Consider the following 17067-nt stretch of genomic DNA (forward strand, 5'->3'; position numbering starts at 1 on the left):
TGGGTGGTACCGCGCCGGAGCTGGGATCAGCGGGCGTAGTACTCGACGACCAGCTGCTCGTCGCAGATGACCGGGATTTCCTTGCGGTTCGGGTCGCGGTCGAGGCGGAAGGCCAGGGCCTTCAGGTTGACCTGCAGGTAGCGCGGGGTCTCGCCGTCGGCGGCGAAGCCACCCTCACGGGCCACCTGGAACAGCGGCTTCTCGCGGGAGCGCTCGCGGACCATCACGACGTCGTCCGGGCGGACGCGGAAGGACGGCTTGTCGACCTTCTGGCCGTTGACCTGGATGTGGCCGTGGACGACCATCTGGCGGGCCTGGTAGATGGTGCGGGCGATGCCCGAACGCAGGACCAGGGCGTCGAGGCGACGCTCGAGCTCGACGACCAGCGCCTCGCCCGTCTTGCCCTCGGCCTTCTTGGCGCGGTCGTAGGCGCGCGCCATCTGGCGCTCGCTGATGTCGTACTGCGCGCGCAGACGCTGCTTCTCGAGCAGACGGACCTTGTAGTCCGAGTTCTGCTTGCGGCCGCGGCCGTGCTCGCCCGGCGGGTAGGGGCGGGCCTCGAAGTACTTGACGGCCTTGGGGGTCAGCGCGATGCCGAGGGCACGCGACTTCTTGACCTTGGGACGGGACTGGTTCGGCATGAACCAACCTCTCTATCTGTACGAATACGGCTTCACCAGGGTTAGAGGAGGTCGCATCCGCAGCCGGGGAAACCCGTGGGTCCGGAGACCCGTCGGGCAGCCGCTCCCCGGTCTGGGCACATACGTGCAGCACGCGAACGACCCACCGCCGATTCCGGGAATCCGGAGGGTGGTGGGTTGCCCGCGACACCTTCGAAGGTGCGCGACGCTCCTGGAAACCCCGCCCGGGGGCCGGGTCTCCGGCTGCCTGTCCCGCTCTGGTGGTGCCGACCGGGGTCGGACACGGGACGCAGCACTCCGGGGAAGTCTACCGGGTCCCCGGGTGTGCGGCGGACCGACCCCCGCCGGGAAGGCCACCTCGAAGGCTGCGGGCCGGGCTCAGCCGCCCTCGCCCTTGAGCCGCTCCCGCACCTTCTCCACCACGTCCGCGTACCGCGCCTCCGCGCCGTAGCGCGTCGGCTCGTAGTAGCGCTTGCCGTGGATGGCGTCCGGCGCGTACTGCTGGGCGGCGATGCCGCCGGGGACGTCGTGCGGGTAGACGTACCCCTGCGCGTGGCCGAGCTTGGCCGCGCCCTTGTAGTGGCCGTCGCGCAGGTGCGGCGGCACAGGGCCCGCGAGGCCGTTCCGCACGTCCGCCCGGGCGGCGAAGATCGCGTTCGTCGCCGCGTTCGACTTCGGGGCCAGGGCCAGGGCGATCGTGGCGTGGCTGAGGGTGAGCGCCGCCTCCGGGAAGCCGATCATCGCGACGGCCTGCGCGGCGGCGACGGCGGTCGGGAGCGCGGTCGGGTCGGCGAGGCCGATGTCCTCGCTCGCCGAGATCATCAGCCGCCGGGCGATGAAGCGCGGGTCCTCCCCGGCCTCGATCATGCGGGCCAGGTAGTGCAGGGCCGCGTCGACGTCGGAGCCGCGGATGGACTTGATGAGGGCGCTGGCGACGTCGTAGTGCTGGTCGCCGTCCCGGTCGTACGTCACGGCCGCCCGGTCGACGGTCTCCTCGACCGTCGACAGCGTGATCTCGCCCTCCCCCTTGGCGATGGCGGCGCCGGCGGCGGCCTCCAGGGCGGTCAGGGCGCGCCGGGCGTCGCCGCCCGCCACGCGCAGGAGGTGCCCCTCGGCGTCCTCGGACAGGGTCACCGCCCCGCCGAGGCCGCGCTCGTCGGTGAGCGCGCGCGCCAGCAGTCCGCGCAGGTCGTCGTCGGTGAGGGGCTCCAGGGTGAGCAGCAGGGAGCGGGAGAGGAGCGGGGAGATCACCGAGAAGTACGGGTTCTCGGTGGTGGCGGCGATGAGCGTGACCCAGCGGTTCTCGACGGCCGGGAGCAGGGAGTCCTGCTGCGCCTTCGAGAAGCGGTGGATCTCGTCGAGGAAGAGGACGGTCTCCTTGCCGTAGCCCCCGACCGCGCGGCGGGCGCCGTCGATGACGGCCCGGACCTCCTTGACGCCCGCGGTGATGGCGGACAGCTCCACGAACCGCTTGTTGGTCGCCTTCGAGACGACGTACGCGAGGGTGGTCTTCCCGATGCCCGGCGGGCCCCAGAGGATCACCGAGGAGGCGCCGGCGGGGCCGCCGTCGCCGTCGCCCACGAGGCGGCGCAGCGGCGAGCCCGGCTTGAGCAGGTGCTGCTGGCCCACCACCTCGTCGAGGGTGCGCGGGCGCATCCGGACGGCCAGCGGGCTGCTGGACGGGTCCTTCTCCTGGCGGTCTTCGGCTGCTGCGGTAAAGAGGTCGGGCTCCACAGTCATGAAGCCTAGGTCACCCCACCGACAACGCGGCGGGGTCCGGCCGGCCTCCGGGCGGCCCGCCCTCCGGGCGACCCGTCAGCTGGTCCAGAAGTCCCACCAGCGGGTCAGGATCAGCATGCCGATGATCCCGATGTGCAGGGCGGGCAGGATCCAGGTGAACTCGTCGAAGAACGTCCGCAGCCCCGCGGGGGCGGGGATCGCGCCGCGCCGGACGTTGTGCGAGGTCACGTACCAGAACATGACGATGGTGGCGACCCAGGCCAGGCAGCACCAGAGGCAGAGCGAGTTGATCTCGTACAGCGACTGCTGCATCAGCCAGGTGCAGAAGCCGACGCCGAAGAGGGTGCCGGCGTTGAGGCCGAGCCAGAACCAGCGGCGGTAGCGGGCGCCCGCGAGGAGGCCCGCGCCGATCGCGATCACCATGCCGTAGGTGACGAGCCCGAGCATGGGGTTGGGGAAGCCGAAGACCGAGGCCTGCTCGCTCTTCATGATGTTGCCGCAGGAGACGATCGGGTTGAGGCTGCACCCGGGGACGAAGTTCGGGTCCTCCAGGAGCTTGAACTTGTCGAGGGTGATGACCCAGGCCGCGAGCAGTCCGGCCGCGCCGGTGATCACGAGCAGCCAGGCGAGGGGGCGGCTCGCCCCGATCGCGCCGTCGCTCCCCCGGTCGGACGCGACCCCGTCCACCGCTGCCTTCGTCATGTCGCCTGTTCCCTCGCTCGGCCGGCCTTGTGGCACGGTCATTCTGCAACACCGGACCCGCCTTCTTCCGTTCGCCGGAGATAAGGACGGTCGCGGACGAACGCGGAAGGGCCCGGACCGCCGTGCCGGTCCGGGCCCTTCCGTGGCTTCCGCGTGCGGGGCGTCAGGCCAGCTCGGCCCGGACCGCGTCCACCAGCTCGTCCACGGCGACCGCCCGCTGCTCGCCGGAGGTCATGTCCTTGAACTGGACGACGCCCTCGGCGAGGTCGCGCTCGCCCGCCACGACCGCGAAGCGCGCGCCGGAGCGGTTGGCGTCCTTCATCGAGCCCTTCAGGCCCTTGCCGCCGAAGGAGAAGTCGGCGGCGATCCCGGCCCGGCGCAGCTCGGTGACCTTGCCGAAGAGGACGCGGCGCGCCTCCTCGCCGAGGGCCACCGCGAACACGCTGGTGGTGGCGGGGATGTCGAGGGCGACGCCCTCGGCCTCCAGGGCGAGGACCGTGCGGTCGACGCCGAGCGCCCAGCCCACGGACGGCAGCGCGGGGCCGCCGATCATCTCGGAGAGGCCGTCGTAGCGGCCGCCGCCGCCGACCGCCGACTGCGAGCCGAGGCCGTCGTGGACGAACTCGAAGGTCGTACGGGTGTAGTAGTCGAGGCCGCGCACCAGCTTCGGGTCGTCCTCGAAGACGACGCCCGCTGCGGTGATCAGGGCGCGGACCTCCTCGTGGTACGCCTTGCACGCGTCGCACAGGTAGTCCCGCAGGAGCGGTGCGTCGCCGAGCTGCTTCTGCACTGCCTCGCGCTTGTCGTCGAGGACGCGCAGCGGGTTGATCTCGGCGCGGCGCAGGGTCTCCTCGTCGAGGTCGAGTCCGCGCAGGAAGGTCTGCAGGGCCTCGCGGTAGACGGGGCGGCACTCCTTGTCGCCGAGCGAGTTGAGGAGGATGCGGAAGTTCCGCAGGCCGAGGGAGCGGTAGGCCTGGTCGGCCAGGATGATCAGCTCGGCGTCGAGGGCGGGGTCCTCGGTGCCGATCGCCTCGGCGCCGACCTGCGAGAAGTGGCGGTAGCGGCCCTTCTGCGGGCGCTCGTAGCGGTACTGCGAGCCGGAGTACCAGACCTTGACGGGGAGGTTGCCCTGCTTGTGCAGGTTGGACTCCAGGACGGCGCGGAGCACGGGGGCCGTGGTCTCCGGGCGCAGGGCCAGCCTGTCGCCGCCCTTGGTCTCGAAGACGTACATCTCCTTGGTGACGATGTCGGTGGACTCGCCGACACCGCGGGCGAAGAGTTCGACGTTCTCGAAGCCGGGCGTCTCGATGTAGCCGTAGCCGGAGTTGCGCAGGGGCGCGGCGATCGCCTCGCGGACCGCGAGGAACTTCGCGGAGTCGGGCGGCAGCAGGTCGTACGTGCCCTTGGGGGCCTTGAAGGTGCTCACGTGAGTCGTCACATTCCTCGTCGGGGAGCGTCCGCGCTCCCGAGGCCGGCGGCCACTTGCCTCAGATAGGGGTTCGTGGCGCGTTCCTGGCCGATGGTCGTCTGGGGACCGTGCCCCGACAGCACCACGGTCGAGTTGTCGAGCGGCAGGCACACGCGGGCCAGCGACTCGAGCATGTCGTCCATGTCACCGCCGGGCAGGTCGGTGCGTCCGATGGAGCCGGCGAACAGCAGATCCCCGGAGAAGAACACGGAGGGGACCTCCGTGGTCTCGGGCATCCGGAAGGTCACCGACCCCTTGGTATGACCGGGCGCGTGGGCGACGGAGAACTCCAGACCGGCGAGCTTCAGCTCGGCGCCGTCGGTGAGCTCCCGCACGTCGTCGGGCTCCCCCACGGTCAGGTCGCCCAGGAGGGGCAGACCGATGGAGCGGCCGAGGGCCTTCTCGGGGTCGCTCATCATGTACCGGTCGGACGGGTGGATCCACGCGGGGACGTCATGGGCGCCGCAGACCGGGACGACGGAGGCCACGTGGTCGAGGTGTCCATGGGTGAGGACGACGGCCACGGGCTTGAGCCGATGCTTCTTGAGCGTCTCCTCGACTCCCTGGGCGGCCTGGTGGCCGGGGTCGATGATGACGCACTCCTCGCCTGCGGCGGGGGCGACCAGGTAGCAGTTGGTCCCCCAGGCCCCGGCGGGGAACCCGGCAATCAGCACGTTCGTCCTCGGATGTCGTCTCGGCTCGGCGCGCGGAAGGCGCGGAGATCGCGGAATGCGGCAGATCAGAGCCTACCGGCGGTGCCGGTTCCACAGCCAACCCGTATACGGTACGGGCACACCCGGCCAGGACAGGAACACACGAGCGACAAGGAGCGGATCCGGTGGTCAGCAGCGATCAGCGGCGGCGGCAGCTCGCCAGGGAGAAGTACGCGCGGCAGCAGCAGCGGCGGGAGGAGGCGCGGCTCAGGACCAAGCGCCGCAACACCGTCGTCGCGGCCGCGCTCGCGGTCGTGCTCGCGGCGGGCGGCGCGGTGTACGCCTCGGTGGCGCTGACGGACGGCGGCTCCACGGGCTCCGACAGCGTCGCGGGTGACGCGCCCACGACGGCGGCGCCCACGCCGACGCAGAGCGAGACGGCGAACCCGGAGCCGAAGATGGCCGTGGACGCGAAGGCCGCGTACGTCATGACGCTGGCCACCGACCAGGGTGACGTCACGATCACCATGGACGCGAAAAAGACCCCGCGGACGGTGAACTCCTTCCACCACCTGGCGGGCAAGAAGTACTTCGACGGCACCAAGTGCCACCGCCTGACGACCAGCGGCATCTTCGTCCTCCAGTGCGGCGACCCGAAGGGCGACGGCACCGGCGGCCCCGGCTACACGATCCCGGACGAGAACCTCGGCGGCCTCGGCAAGGCGGGCGCCAACGGCACCGTGACGTACCCGGCCGGCACGGTCGCCATGGCCAACACCGGGCAGCCCGGCACCGGCGGCTCGCAGTTCTTCCTCGTCTACAAGGAGACGAAGCTCCCGCCGAGCTACACGCCCTTCGGCACGATGGACGCGGCGGGTCTGAAGGTCGTCGAGAAGGTCGCCGCGGCCGGGGTCGCCGGGGGCGCCACGGACGGCGCCCCGAAGAAGGCGGTCACGATCGAGAAGGCCACCGTCGCGAAGAAGTGAGCCCGGGTCCGCACACCGGCGTGACCGTTGAATTTCGGTCGCGCTGAGTGCGGACAGTGGGGCCGCCGTTCGCCTAGATTGGCGTAGTGCAGCGTGGGCCTTGGCAGGTCCCGCCGCGGAAGGCGGGCGAGGCCCGCCGGGAAACTGTGGACGATGCCCGGGGGGTGCGCCCCCGCGACGGCATCATGGTGAGGAGGCGCTGTGAGCAGCGACCCGTGGGGCCGCGTCGACGAGACGGGCACCGTGTACGTGCGGACGGCCGAGGGTGAGAAGGTCGTCGGATCGTGGCAGGCCGGCACCCCTGAGGAGGCCCTGGCCTACTTCGAGCGCAAGTACGAGGGCTTGGTTGTCGAGATCGGCCTCCTCGAGAAGCGGGTGAGGACCACCGACCTCTCGGCGAAGGACGCGACCGCGGCGATCGAGCACATCCGGCAGCAGGTCGACGAGCACCACGCCGTCGGCGACCTGGCCGCGCTCGCGACCCGCCTCGACAAGCTCGTCGAGACGGTGGAGTCGCGCCGCGAGGAGCGCAAGGCGCAGAAGGCCAAGCAGACCGACGAGGCGCGCAGCGCCAAGGAGGCCCTGGTCACCGAGGCCGAGGAGCTGGCCAAGAGCGAGCAGTGGCGGTCCGCCGGCGAGCGGCTGCGGGCGCTCGTGGACACCTGGAAGGGCCTGCCCCGGCTCGACCGCAAGTCCGACGACGAGCTGTGGCACCGCTTCTCGCACGCCCGTTCGGCGTTCTCCAAGCGCCGCAAGGCCCACTTCGCCGCGCTGGACTCCCAGCGCGAGGAGGCCCGGAAGACGAAGGAGCGTCTGGTCGCCGAGGCCGAGGCGCTCTCGAACTCGACCGACTGGGGTGCCACCGCGGCCCGCTACCGCGAGCTGATGGCGGACTGGAAGGCGGCCGGCCGCGCCCAGCGCGAGCACGAGGACGACCTGTGGAACCGCTTCCGCGGCGCCCAGGACGTCTTCTTCGCGGCGCGCGGCGAGGTCTTCGCCGAGCGGGACGCGGAGCAGACCGAGAACCTCAAGCTGAAGGAGGAGCTCGCCGCCGAGGCCGAGAAGCTGGTGCCGGTGACGGACCTGAAGGCGGCCCGCGCGGCCTTCCGTTCCCTCAACGAGCGCTGGGAGGCCATCGGCCACGTGCCGCGTGACGCCCGCCCGAAGGTCGAGGGCCGGATGCACACGGTGGAGCGGGCGATCCAGGAGGCCGAGGAGGCCGAGTGGCGCCGGACGAACCCGGAGGCGCGTGCGCGTGCGGCGGGCCTGACCGGTCAGCTCCAGGACTCGGTCGAGAAGCTGCGCAAGCAGATCGACGCGGCCCGCGCCGCGGGCAACGACGCCAAGGCCGACAAGCTCTCCAAGGAGCTGGAGGGCCGTCAGGCCCTGCTCGACCAGGCGCTGAAGGGCCTGGAGGAGTTCGGCGGCTGATGCCCTGAACAGGCTCGTGTACGAGGAAGGCCCCCGGCTCCGTGCCGGGGGCCTTCCTCGTGTCGTACGGCGTGACGACGAGCGTGTCGTACGGCGTTACGGCCTGCGGGCGCTGGTCACGCGGTAGACGTCGTACACGCCCTCCACGCCCCGGACGGCCTTCAGGACGTGGCCGAGGTGCTTGGGGTCGCCCATCTCGAAGGTGAAGCGGGAGGTGGCCACCCGGTCGCGGGAGGTCTGGACGGCCGCCGAGAGAATGTTGACGTGCTGGTCCGAGAGGACCCGGGTGACGTCGGAGAGCAGCCGGGACCGGTCCAGGGCCTCGACCTGGATGGCGACCAGGAAGACCGAGGACTGGGTGGGGGCCCACTCGACGTCCAGGATCCGCTCGGGCTCCCGGGACAGCGACTCGACGTTGACGCAGTCGCTGCGGTGGACCGACACGCCGCTGCCGCGGGTGACGAAGCCGATGATCGGGTCGCCGGGTACCGGGGTGCAACAGCGGGCCAGCTTCACCCAGACGTCCTCGACGCCCTTGACGACGACACCCGGGTCGGCGCTGGAGCGGCGCTTGGAGCGGCCGCGGGTGGGCGGGGCGGTCTCGGCGATGTCCTCGGTGGCGGCCTCCTCGCCGCCGAGCGCCTGGACCAGCTTCTGGACGATGGACTGCGCGGTGACGTGGCCCTCGCCGATCGCCGCGTACAGCGAGGAGATGTCGGTGTAGCGCAGTTCGTGGGCGAGGGTGACGAGCGAGTCGCCGGTGAGGATGCGCTGGATCGGCAGGTTCTGCTTGCGCATGGCCCGCGCGATGGCGTCCTTGCCCTGCTCGATGGCCTCTTCGCGGCGTTCCTTGGAGAACCAGGCGCGGATCTTGTTGCGGGCGCGCGGGGACTTGACGAAGCCGAGCCAGTCGCGGGAGGGCCCGGCGCCCGCGGCCTTGGAGGTGAACACCTCGACCAGGTCGCCGTTGTCGAGGGTCGATTCGAGCGGGACGAGGCGCCCGTTGACCCGCGCTCCTATGGTGCGGTGGCCGACCTCGGTGTGGACGGCGTAGGAGAAGTCGACGGGGGTGGCCCCGGCGGGCAGCGCGATGACGTCGCCCTTGGGCGTGAAGACGAAGACCTCGTTGCGGGAGAGGTCGAAGCGGAGGGACTCCAGGAACTCGCCCGGGTCCTCCGTCTCCTTCTGCCAGTCGAGGAGCTGGCGCAGCCACGCCATGTCGTTGAGGTGGTCGTCCTTGCCGGTGTGCTTCGGCACGTCGGTGCGCACCTTGGAGGCGCCGGCGACGGCCTCCTGCTTGTACTTCCAGTGGGCGGCGATGCCGTACTCGGCGCGGCGGTGCATGTCGAAGGTGCGGATCTGCAGCTCGACGGGCTTGCCGTTGGGGCCGATGACCGTCGTGTGCAGCGACTGGTACATGTTGAACTTCGGCATCGCGATGTAGTCCTTGAACCGGCCGGGGACCGGATTCCATCGCGCGTGGACGGTGCCGAGGGCCGCGTAGCAGTCGCGGACGGTGTCCACGAGGACGCGGATGCCGACCAGGTCGTAGATCTCCGCGAAGTCACGGCCGCGGACGATCATCTTCTGGTAGACGCTGTAGTAGTGCTTCGGGCGGCCGGTGACGGTGGCCTTGATGCGGGCCGCCCGCAGGTCGGCCTGGACCTCGTCGGTCACTATGGCGAGGTACTCGTCGCGCTTGGGGGCGCGCTCGGCGACGAGCCGGACGATCTCGTCGTACATCTTGGGGTAGAGGATCGCGAAAGCGAGGTCCTCCAGCTCCCACTTGATGGTGTTCATGCCCAGCCGGTGGGCCAGCGGGGCGTAGATCTCCAGGGTCTCGCGGGCCTTCTTCTCCTGCTTCTCCCGCTTGAGGTAGCGCATCGTGCGCATGTTGTGCAGGCGGTCGGCGAGCTTGATGACCAGGACGCGCGGGTCCTTGGCCATGGCGACGACCATCTTGCGGACGGTCTCGGCCTGGGCGGCCTCGCCGAACTTGACCTTGTCGAGCTTGGTGACGCCGTCGACGAGGAGGGCGACCTGGTCGCCGAAGTCGCGGCGGAGGGTGTCGAGGCCGTACTCGGTGTCCTCGACGGTGTCGTGCAGGAGCCCGGCCATGAGCGTCGCCGGGTCCATGCCGAGCTCGGCGAGGATGGTGGTCACGGCGAGCGGGTGCGTGATGTACGGGTCGCCGCTCTTGCGCTTCTGGCCGCGGTGCCAGCGCTCGGCGACCTGGTAGGCCCGCTCGATCTGGCGCAAAGTCGCCGTTTCGATCTTCGGGTCGTTGGATCGGACGATCCGGAGGAGCGGTTCGAGGACCGGGTTGTACGGGGAGGAGCGCTGGACGCCCAGGCGCGCGAGGCGTGCGCGGACGCGGCTGGAGGAGCCGCCGCCCGAGCGGGGGGGCGCGGTCGGGGCGGGCCGGGCGGGGGTGGCCGACGGCGTGGGGGCCGGGGCGGGCGCAGCAGGCGAGGGCGGCCTGGTCTCCGCGGGCTTGTCCTGGGGCGTGCCGGTTCCCTGCGCGGCCTGGTCGGCCTTGGGGTCGGGCTGCGCGGCGGAGAGTGACTGGGCCTCGTCTGGCAAGAGCGCTCCTCGTGCGGTTCCGGGTCCCCCGGTCAGGCCCGGAAAGGCCATGGTATCGAGCCACGACGCGCGGTGCTCACGTGCCCGGGAGTCGGACGGATCGCCCCAGGTCCCGGCGGGGAGGGCCCCGGGGGGCCGACGGGCTGCCGCGCCCCGCTGCGGGGGGGGGACGTCCGGAACAACGGCCGGGGCGCCCCGGGCATTCCCGGGCGCCCCCGCCGAACGGCGAAGGGGCGCCTCGGGAGGTCCCGGGCGCCCCGTGCCGTGTCCCCGGCCTCGGTCGGCCGGGAGATCGTCGGAGGTGGACGATCAGACGCGGATGAGTGCGGTGAGCGGTGCTCCGGCCAGGGCCGGCTCCAGCCGGGCGCGACCGGGCAGGAAGCCCAGCTCCATGAGGACCGCGACGCCCGCGACCTCGGCGCCCGCGCGGCGGATCAGCTCTACGGAGGCCTCGGCGGTGCCGCCGGTGGCGAGGACGTCGTCGATGACCATGACGCGGTCGCCCGCGGCCAGGTCCTCGGCGTGCACCTCGATCTCGGCGGTGCCGTACTCCAGCTCGTACGCCTGGCTGAGCGTGGCCCCGGGGAGCTTGCCGGCCTTGCGGACCGGGACGAAGCCCAGGCCCGCGCGGACGGCCACCGGCGCGGCCAGGATGAAGCCGCGGGCCTCCAGGCCGACGATCTTCGTCGCGCCGTGCGTGACGCACAGCTCGGCGAGGGCGTCGGTGAGGAGCCCGAACGCCTCCGGGTCCGCGAGCAGCGGGGTGATGTCCTTGAAGAGGACTCCCGGCTTCGGGTAGTCCGGGACGTCCCTGATGCGGCTCAGCAGGCGTGCGGAGACGTCCTGGGTCTCGGCGGTCATCCCCGGTGCTCCTGGGTCCGGCCGCGGCGCGCGGCGCGCGGGCCGACGACCGCGGTCTCGGCCTCGGGCGCCTCGGCGAGGCCGTCGTCCTTGGCGGAGGCGGAGGCCCGCTTGGCGAGGACCCGCTTCCTGAGGGCCTTGATCGCCGGCTCGCGCTCCTTGAGGTCGGCGACGAGCGGGGTGGCGATGAAGATCGACGAGTACGCACCGGCGGCGAGGCCGACGAACAGCGACAGGGAGATGTCGTTGAGCATGCCGGCGCCGAGGACGCCACCACCGATGAAGAGCAGGCCGGCGACCGGAAGGAGCGCGACGACGGTGGTGTTGATCGAACGGACCAGGGTGCCGTTGATCGAGCGGTTGGCGAGCTCGCTGTAGGTGAAGCGGGTCTGCTTCGTGATGTCCTTCGTCTGTTCCTTGAGGGAGTCGAAGACGACGACGGTGTCGTACAAGGAGTAGCCGAGGATCGTCAGCAGACCGATGACCGTACCGACGGTGACCTCGAAGCCGACCAGCGAGTAGATGCCGACCGTGATCGTGAGGTCGTGGATCAGGGCGATGAGCGCCGCGACCGCCATTCTCCACTCGAAGGCGATGGCCAGGTAGATCACCACTAGGATCATGAAGACCCCGAGGCCGGTCCAGGCCTTGTTGGCGATCTGTTCGCCCCAGCTCGGGCCGACGAGCTCGGCCGCGATCTTCTCCTCGGGGACGTTCAGGTCCTTGGCGAGCTCCGCGCGGACCTTGTCGGACTGCTCCGTGTCGAGGCCGCCGACCTGGATGCGCAGGGCGCCGCTGCCGAGCTCCTGGACGATCGCGTCGTGGCCGGAGGCCTCTTCCGCGTACTCCTGGGCCTGGCTGACGGAGACGGCGGTCTTCGGGGTGGTGAAGACGGCGCCGCCCTGGAACTCGATGCCCATGTTGAGGCCGCGGACGGCCAGGGCGACGATGGCGGTGATGGTGATCAGGACGGACAGGCCGTACCAGATCTTGCGGTTGCCGATGAAGTCGTAACCGACCTCACCGCGGTGGAGCCGGGCGCCGAGATCGCCGAGCTTCGACATCTCACGCCTCCTTCGGGTCGACGGGGCCAGCGGCCGGGGCGGAGACACGGCGGGAGCGGCGCAGCGGCGGCTTGGCGCCGAGCCGCTTCGGGTCCAGACCCGACCAGGCGTGGCCGTTGCCGAAGAACGAGGTCCGCGCGAGCAGCGTCATGACCGGCTTGGTGAAGAGGAACACCACGACGATGTCGAGCAGGGTGGTGAGGCCGAGCGTGAACGCGAAGCCCTGGACCTTGCCCACGGTGACGATGAAGAGCACCGCGGCGGCCAGGAACGACACGAAGTCGGAGACGAGGATGGTGCGGCGGGCGCGCGGCCAGGCGCGCTCGACGGCCGGGCGCAGGGTGCGGCCCTCGCGGAGTTCGTCGCGGATGCGCTCGAAGTACACGATGAACGAGTCCGCGGTGATGCCGATGGCGACGATGGCGCCGCAGACGGCCGGCAGGTTCAGCGCGAAGCCGATGGCCGGGCCGAGCAGGGCCATGATCACGTAGGTGAGCAGCGCGGAGACGCCGAGGCTGAGGATGGCCACCAGCGACAGGCCCCGGTAGTAGATCACCAGGTAGAGGATGACGAGACCGAGGCCGATGGCGCCGGCGATGAGACCGGCCTCCAGCTGCTCGCCGCCGAGGGCGGCGGTGACGGTGTCGACGCTCTGGGTGTCGAAGGAGAGCGGGAGGGCGCCGTAGGACAGGATGTTGCCGAGGTCCTGGGCGGACTGCTGGTTGAAGCTGCCGGAGATCTGGGCGCTGGCGCTCAGCGTGGTCTGGACGCGGGGCGCGGAGACGACCTCGCCGTCGAGGACGATGGCGAACTGGTTCTGCGGCTGGGTCTGCTGCGACAGCTTGCTGGTGATCGCCTGGAACTTCTTCGAGCCGGCGCTCGTGAACTCCATGTCCACGATCCACTGGCCGGAGCGCTGGTCGATCGCGGCCTTGGCGTTGTCGACGTCGCGGCCCTCGACCTCGGCCGGGCCGAGGAGGTACTTCGACCAGATGCCGGGGGCGTCCTCGCCACAGGCCACGGTCGGCTCGGTGGGCTTGACGCCCTGGCCGGCGGCGGTGCGCTGCTTGGGGTCGAGGCAGTTCAGGGCGGCGAACTTCTGCTCCAGCGCGGCGGTGGCGGCGTCGGGCGTCGGGGTCGCCTGCGGGGTCTCCGGGGCCTTGGGGGTCGCGGAGGAGGAGGCGGAGGAGCTCGCGGTGGGCGTCGGGCTCGGGGCCTTGAGGGCCTCGGTGAGCGCGCGGCCCTGGGTGGAGGCGGTGGCGGTCGGGGTGGCCGACTTCTCGCCCGCCGTCGTCCCGGAGGAGGAGGCGGACGGCTTCGGCGTGGCCGAGGGGGAGCCGGAGGAGCTGGCGCTCGGCGCCGGGGCCGGCGCCGCGGCCGCGACGGCGAGGACGGGCCGGAAGTAGAGCTGGGCGGTGGTGCCGACCTGCTCCCGGGCCTGCTTCTCGTTCGTCCCGCGAGGGATGTTGACGATGATGTTCTCTTCGCCCTGGGTCTGGACCTCGGCCTCGGAGACACCGAGTCCGTTGACACGGCGCTCGATGATGCCGACCGCCGTGTTCATGTTGGTCTGGTTGACCGCGGACTCCTGGCCGGGCTCGGCCTTCGCCTTGAGCGTGATCGACGTGCCGCCGGCGAGGTCGATGCCGAGGCGCGGGGTGGTGTGCCCCGACCAGAACATGCCGCCGGTGAGCGCGACCATGGCGATCAAGATGAATGCCAGGGCGCGGCCCGGCCGGCTCTGGCCCCCCGCCGGCCCTCGGCCCTTCTTCGGTGCTGCCACCTGTCGTTTCTCCCTGTCCAACCGCCTCGCGCCTGGTGTGCGCGGGGCGGCCACGAAGTGTGTGTGGGGACCTTCCCCCGCAGACGTGGAACCGTTCCGGGACCGCGCGGACGCCGGTGGGCGTGGACGCGGGGTCCCGGGCGCGACTTACTTCGCGTCGGCCTCGCCGTCGGCCTTGCCGTCCTTGTCGCCCTCGGCCGGCTCCGGCTTCTTCGTCAGGTCGGCCTTCGGCGCGTCCTTGACGTCGTCCGTGGTCTCGGTGAGCGAGGAGGCGTCGTCCGGGACGACGGCGTCGGAGTCCGACTCCTCGTCGTCGCCGTGGACGATGCGGTTGTACTCCGCGTCCTCGAGGACCGCGCCGATCGCGTTCTTCGCGTAGACGGCGTGGACGCCGGGCGCGACTTCGAGGAGAACGGTCTCGTCGCCGATCTCCTTGACGGTGGCGTACATCCCCCCGATCGTGCGTACGCCGGTGCCGGGCTGCATCTGGTTGCGCATCGCCACCGCCTGCTGCTGCTTCTTCTTCGCAGAGCGGGTCATCAGGAACATCGCCCCGATGAGCACGATGAACGGGAGGAGCATGCCGATGTTATTCACGGGACGGAAATCCTTCGCACGGTCACGGAGAACCCGCGGCCTGATCTTCGGGGTGGGTACGCCGACCAGAAAGGGCGGCATCGGCGGAGTCTAGGCGAGTCCGCATCGATGGAACAACGCCCAGCATGGCACCGTGGTTCCTGGTCGGGCGAGACTCCGCGCCGTCACTCACCCGTCACAGGCGTCTCACGCCCCGAACAGCCCCTGTTGTCCGCTTCCGGCCCCGCCGGGGCCCGCTGCCTGCGGCGGAACCAGTCCGATGTGGGTCCATGCGGCCGGAGTCGCGACCCGTCCGCGGGGCGTGCGGGCCAGCAGGCCCTCGCGTACGAGGAAGGGTTCGGCGACCTCCTCGACGGTCTCGCGCTCCTCCCCCACGGCGACGGCGAGCGTGGACAGGCCGACCGGGCCGCCGCCGAAGAGCTTCAGGAGGGCTTCGAGAACGGCGCGGTCGAGGCGGTCGAGGCCGCGGCTGTCCACCTCGTACACGCCGAGGGCGGCGGCGGAGATCTCGCGGGTGATCCGGCCGTCGGCCTTCACCTGGGCGTAGTCGCGGACCCGGCGCAGCAGGCGGTTGGCGATGCGGGGCGTGCCGCGGGAGCGGCCGGCGATCTCGGCGGCGCCGGCGGGGTCGATCTCGACGTCGAGGAGTCCGGCGGAGCGGTGGATCACGCGCTGGAGTTCGGACGGGTCGTAGAACTCCATGTGAGCGGTGAAGCCGAAGCGGTCGCGGAGCGGGGGCGGCAGCAGACCGGCCCGGGTGGTGGCGCCGACGAGGGTGAAGGGCGGGAGTTCGAGGGGGATGGCGGTGGCGCCGGGGCCCTTGCCGACGATGACGTCGACGCGGAAGTCCTCCATCGCCATGTAGAGCATCTCCTCGGCAGGCCGGGACATGCGGTGGATCTCGTCGAGGAAGAGGATCTCCCCTTCCTGGAGGGAGGAGAGGATCGCGGCCAGGTCGCCGGCGTGCTGGATGGCGGGGCCCGAGGTGATGCGGATCGGGGCGTTCATCTCGGCGGCGATGATCATCGAGAGGGTCGTCTTGCCGAGGCCGGGGGCGCCGGAGAGCAGGACGTGGTCGGCGGTGGCGCCGCGCTGGCGGGCGGCCTTGAGGACGAGGTCGAGCTGCTGGCGCACCTTCTCCTGGCCGACGAACTCGCTGAGGTCCTTGGGGCGCAGGGCCGCCTCGACGGCCTGGTCGTCGCCCTCGGCGGCGGCGCCGACGATCCGCTCGTCGGCGGCCGGTGGCGTCTCGTCGTCCCAGTTCACGGTGGTTGCCTTTTCGTTCGTACGGGCCTGGCGGCGGGGTCCGGCGGGTCAGCGGGCCCGGTTGAGGGTCTGCAGGGCGGCGCGCAGCAGCTGCGGCACGGGCACGGAGCCGGTCTCGGCGAGGGCGGCCTCGGCCTGCGGGGTGACGGCCGTGACCGCGTCTTCCGCCTCGCGGGAGGCGTAGCCGAGGCCGATGAGCGCGGAGTGCAGCTGCTCGGTCCAGGGGGCGGGCCCGGCGGCGGCGGCGCGCTGGGCACCGACGAGGCCGCTGGAGCCGAGGGGCGAGCCCAGCTTGTCCTTCAGTTCGAGGAGGAGTTTCTGGGCGCCCTTCTTGCCGATGCCGGGCACGGCGGTGAGGGCCTTCTCGTCACCGGTGGAGACGGCGAGGCGCAGCGCGTCCGGGCTGTGCACGCCCAGCATGGCCTGGGCGAGGCGGGGTCCGACGCCGCTCGCGGTCTGGAGCAGCTCGAAGACCTGCCGCTCGTCGTCGTCGGCGAAGCCGTACAGGGTCAGCGAGTCCTCGCGTACGACGAGGGAGGTCGCGAGCCGGGCCGGCTCGCCGACGCGGAGGGCCGCGATGGTGTTCGGGGTGCACTGGACGGCCATGCCGACGCCGCCGACCTCGATCACTGCGGTGGTGGGGGCGAGGGCGGCCACCGGGCCGGTGACGAAGGCGATCATGGCGTGCGGCCTTTCGAGGCGTGCAGGGCGACGGCCTGCTGGAGGCGGTTCTGGGCGGGAGCCCGCCAGATGTGGCAGATGGCGAGGGCGAGCGCGTCGGCGGCGTCGGCGGGCTTCGGGGGCGCGGCGAGGCGGAGCAGCCGGGTGACCATGGCCCCGACCTGGGCCTTGTCGGCGCGGCCGCTGCCGGTGACGGCGGCCTTGACCTCGCTGGGGGTGTGCAGGGCGACGGGGATGCCGCGGCGCGAGGCGCAGAGCATGGCGACCGCGCTGGCCTGGGCGGTGCCCATCACCGTACGGACGTTGTGCTGGCTGAAGACGCGCTCCACGGCGACGAGTTCGGGCGAGTAGCGGTCGAGCCACTCCTCTATGCCGCGCTCGATGCCGACGAGCCGGACGCCGATGTCGTCGTCCGCGGCCGTGCGGACGACGCCGACGCCCAGCATGGTCAGCGGGCGGCCCGCGACGCCCTCGACGACGCCGACGCCGCACCGGGTCAGGCCGGGGTCCACCCCGAGAACGCGCATGGTGCCCCTCCCTGGACCGCCGCTTTCGCTCATCTGTTTGTGCAGGCTATCGGCTGCCACCGACAACGCAGCGGGCCGACGGGG

General features: G+C 71.5%; 15 protein-coding genes. 2 read left to right on the plus strand and 13 right to left on the minus strand.

Translation table 11 applies throughout. The annotated features are described in order from the left end of the window. Positions 1-26: 26 nt before the first annotated feature. The 5 genes from rpsD to ACWDVG_RS11935 all read right to left on the minus strand — a co-directional run bounded on the left by rpsD (position 27) and on the right by ACWDVG_RS11935 (position 5225). Positions 27-641 (minus strand): 30S ribosomal protein S4, encoded by a 615-nt coding sequence (gene rpsD / locus ACWDVG_RS11915; RefSeq protein WP_137990520.1) that lies wholly within the window; start codon positions 639-641, stop codon positions 27-29. Between the two features lie 378 nt (positions 642-1019). After that, positions 1020-2375, minus strand: a complete 1356-nt coding sequence (locus ACWDVG_RS11920) for a replication-associated recombination protein A (RefSeq protein WP_451698879.1) — start codon at positions 2373-2375, stop codon at positions 1020-1022. Positions 2376-2456: 81 nt separating this feature from the next. Next, positions 2457-3083 (minus strand): vitamin K epoxide reductase family protein, encoded by a 627-nt coding sequence (locus tag ACWDVG_RS11925; RefSeq protein ID WP_451698657.1) that lies wholly within the window; start codon positions 3081-3083, stop codon positions 2457-2459. Between the two features lie 163 nt (positions 3084-3246). After that, a complete protein-coding gene (gene hisS, locus ACWDVG_RS11930; RefSeq protein WP_451698659.1) occupies positions 3247-4509 on the minus strand; it encodes a histidine--tRNA ligase in 1263 nt (420 codons plus the stop codon). 8 nt (positions 4510-4517) lie between these two features. Next, the gene (locus tag ACWDVG_RS11935; RefSeq protein WP_451698661.1) at positions 4518-5225 is read right to left on the minus strand and encodes an MBL fold metallo-hydrolase; all 708 of its coding nucleotides are present in this window, start codon (positions 5223-5225) and stop codon (positions 4518-4520) included. Positions 5226-5389: 164 nt separating this feature from the next. Between ACWDVG_RS11935 and ACWDVG_RS11940 the strand changes: the two genes are divergently transcribed. Continuing rightward, on the plus strand, positions 5390-6190 hold the full coding sequence (locus ACWDVG_RS11940) for a peptidylprolyl isomerase (RefSeq protein ID WP_451698663.1): 801 nt from the start codon (positions 5390-5392) through the stop codon (positions 6188-6190). 201 nt (positions 6191-6391) lie between these two features. Next, positions 6392-7621: a DUF349 domain-containing protein gene (locus tag ACWDVG_RS11945; RefSeq protein WP_451698665.1), complete on the plus strand. Its 1230-nt coding sequence runs from the start codon at positions 6392-6394 to the stop codon at positions 7619-7621. A gap of 96 nt (positions 7622-7717) precedes the next feature. Here the strand turns inward: ACWDVG_RS11945 and ACWDVG_RS11950 are convergent, their stop codons facing one another. From ACWDVG_RS11950 to ruvC, 8 genes are all read right to left on the minus strand, one after another. Beyond that, complete coding sequence (locus ACWDVG_RS11950) at positions 7718-10204, minus strand: RelA/SpoT family protein (protein ID WP_451698668.1); 2487 nt, start codon at positions 10202-10204, stop codon at positions 7718-7720. A gap of 309 nt (positions 10205-10513) precedes the next feature. After that, positions 10514-11065: an adenine phosphoribosyltransferase gene (locus ACWDVG_RS11955; RefSeq protein ID WP_451698670.1), complete on the minus strand. Its 552-nt coding sequence runs from the start codon at positions 11063-11065 to the stop codon at positions 10514-10516. Then, a complete protein-coding gene (gene secF, locus ACWDVG_RS11960) occupies positions 11062-12129 on the minus strand; it encodes a protein translocase subunit SecF (protein ID WP_451698672.1) in 1068 nt (355 codons plus the stop codon). Before secF ends, ACWDVG_RS11955 begins: the two co-directional genes overlap by 4 nt. A gap of 1 nt (position 12130) precedes the next feature. Beyond that, positions 12131-13912 (minus strand): protein translocase subunit SecD, encoded by a 1782-nt coding sequence (gene secD / locus ACWDVG_RS11965; RefSeq protein ID WP_451698674.1) that lies wholly within the window; start codon positions 13910-13912, stop codon positions 12131-12133. 147 nt (positions 13913-14059) lie between these two features. Then, positions 14060-14494 (minus strand): preprotein translocase subunit YajC, encoded by a 435-nt coding sequence (gene yajC / locus ACWDVG_RS11970; RefSeq protein WP_451698881.1) that lies wholly within the window; start codon positions 14492-14494, stop codon positions 14060-14062. Positions 14495-14695: 201 nt separating this feature from the next. Further along, on the minus strand, positions 14696-15775 hold the full coding sequence (gene ruvB, locus ACWDVG_RS11975; protein ID WP_451698676.1) for a Holliday junction branch migration DNA helicase RuvB: 1080 nt from the start codon (positions 15773-15775) through the stop codon (positions 14696-14698). 48 nt (positions 15776-15823) lie between these two features. Further along, the gene (gene ruvA / locus ACWDVG_RS11980; protein ID WP_451698678.1) at positions 15824-16456 is read right to left on the minus strand and encodes a Holliday junction branch migration protein RuvA; all 633 of its coding nucleotides are present in this window, start codon (positions 16454-16456) and stop codon (positions 15824-15826) included. After that, positions 16453-16983: a crossover junction endodeoxyribonuclease RuvC gene (ruvC, locus tag ACWDVG_RS11985; protein WP_451698680.1), complete on the minus strand. Its 531-nt coding sequence runs from the start codon at positions 16981-16983 to the stop codon at positions 16453-16455. The genes ruvA and ruvC overlap by 4 nt, the downstream gene beginning before the upstream one ends. Between the last annotated feature and the right edge of the window lie 84 nt (positions 16984-17067).

The sequence above is a fragment of the Streptomyces sp. NPDC003327 genome (genome assembly GCF_053589515.1).

Excerpts from the sequence above, each read along its gene's own strand:
- rpsD (WP_137990520.1), bottom strand. The coding sequence starts at position 641 with ATGCCGAACCAGTCCCGTCCCAAGGTCAAGAAGTCGCGTGCCCTCGGC.
- ACWDVG_RS11925 (WP_451698657.1), bottom strand. The coding sequence starts at position 3,083 with ATGACGAAGGCAGCGGTGGACGGGGTCGCGTCCGACCGGGGGAGCGAC.
- ACWDVG_RS11955 (WP_451698670.1), bottom strand. The coding sequence starts at position 11,065 with ATGACCGCCGAGACCCAGGACGTCTCCGCACGCCTGCTGAGCCGCATC.
- secF (WP_451698672.1), bottom strand. The coding sequence starts at position 12,129 with ATGTCGAAGCTCGGCGATCTCGGCGCCCGGCTCCACCGCGGTGAGGTC.
- yajC (WP_451698881.1), bottom strand. The coding sequence starts at position 14,494 with ATGCTCCTCCCGTTCATCGTGCTCATCGGGGCGATGTTCCTGATGACC.
- ruvA (WP_451698678.1), bottom strand. The coding sequence starts at position 16,456 with ATGATCGCCTTCGTCACCGGCCCGGTGGCCGCCCTCGCCCCCACCACC.
- ruvC (WP_451698680.1), bottom strand. The coding sequence starts at position 16,983 with ATGCGCGTTCTCGGGGTGGACCCCGGCCTGACCCGGTGCGGCGTCGGC.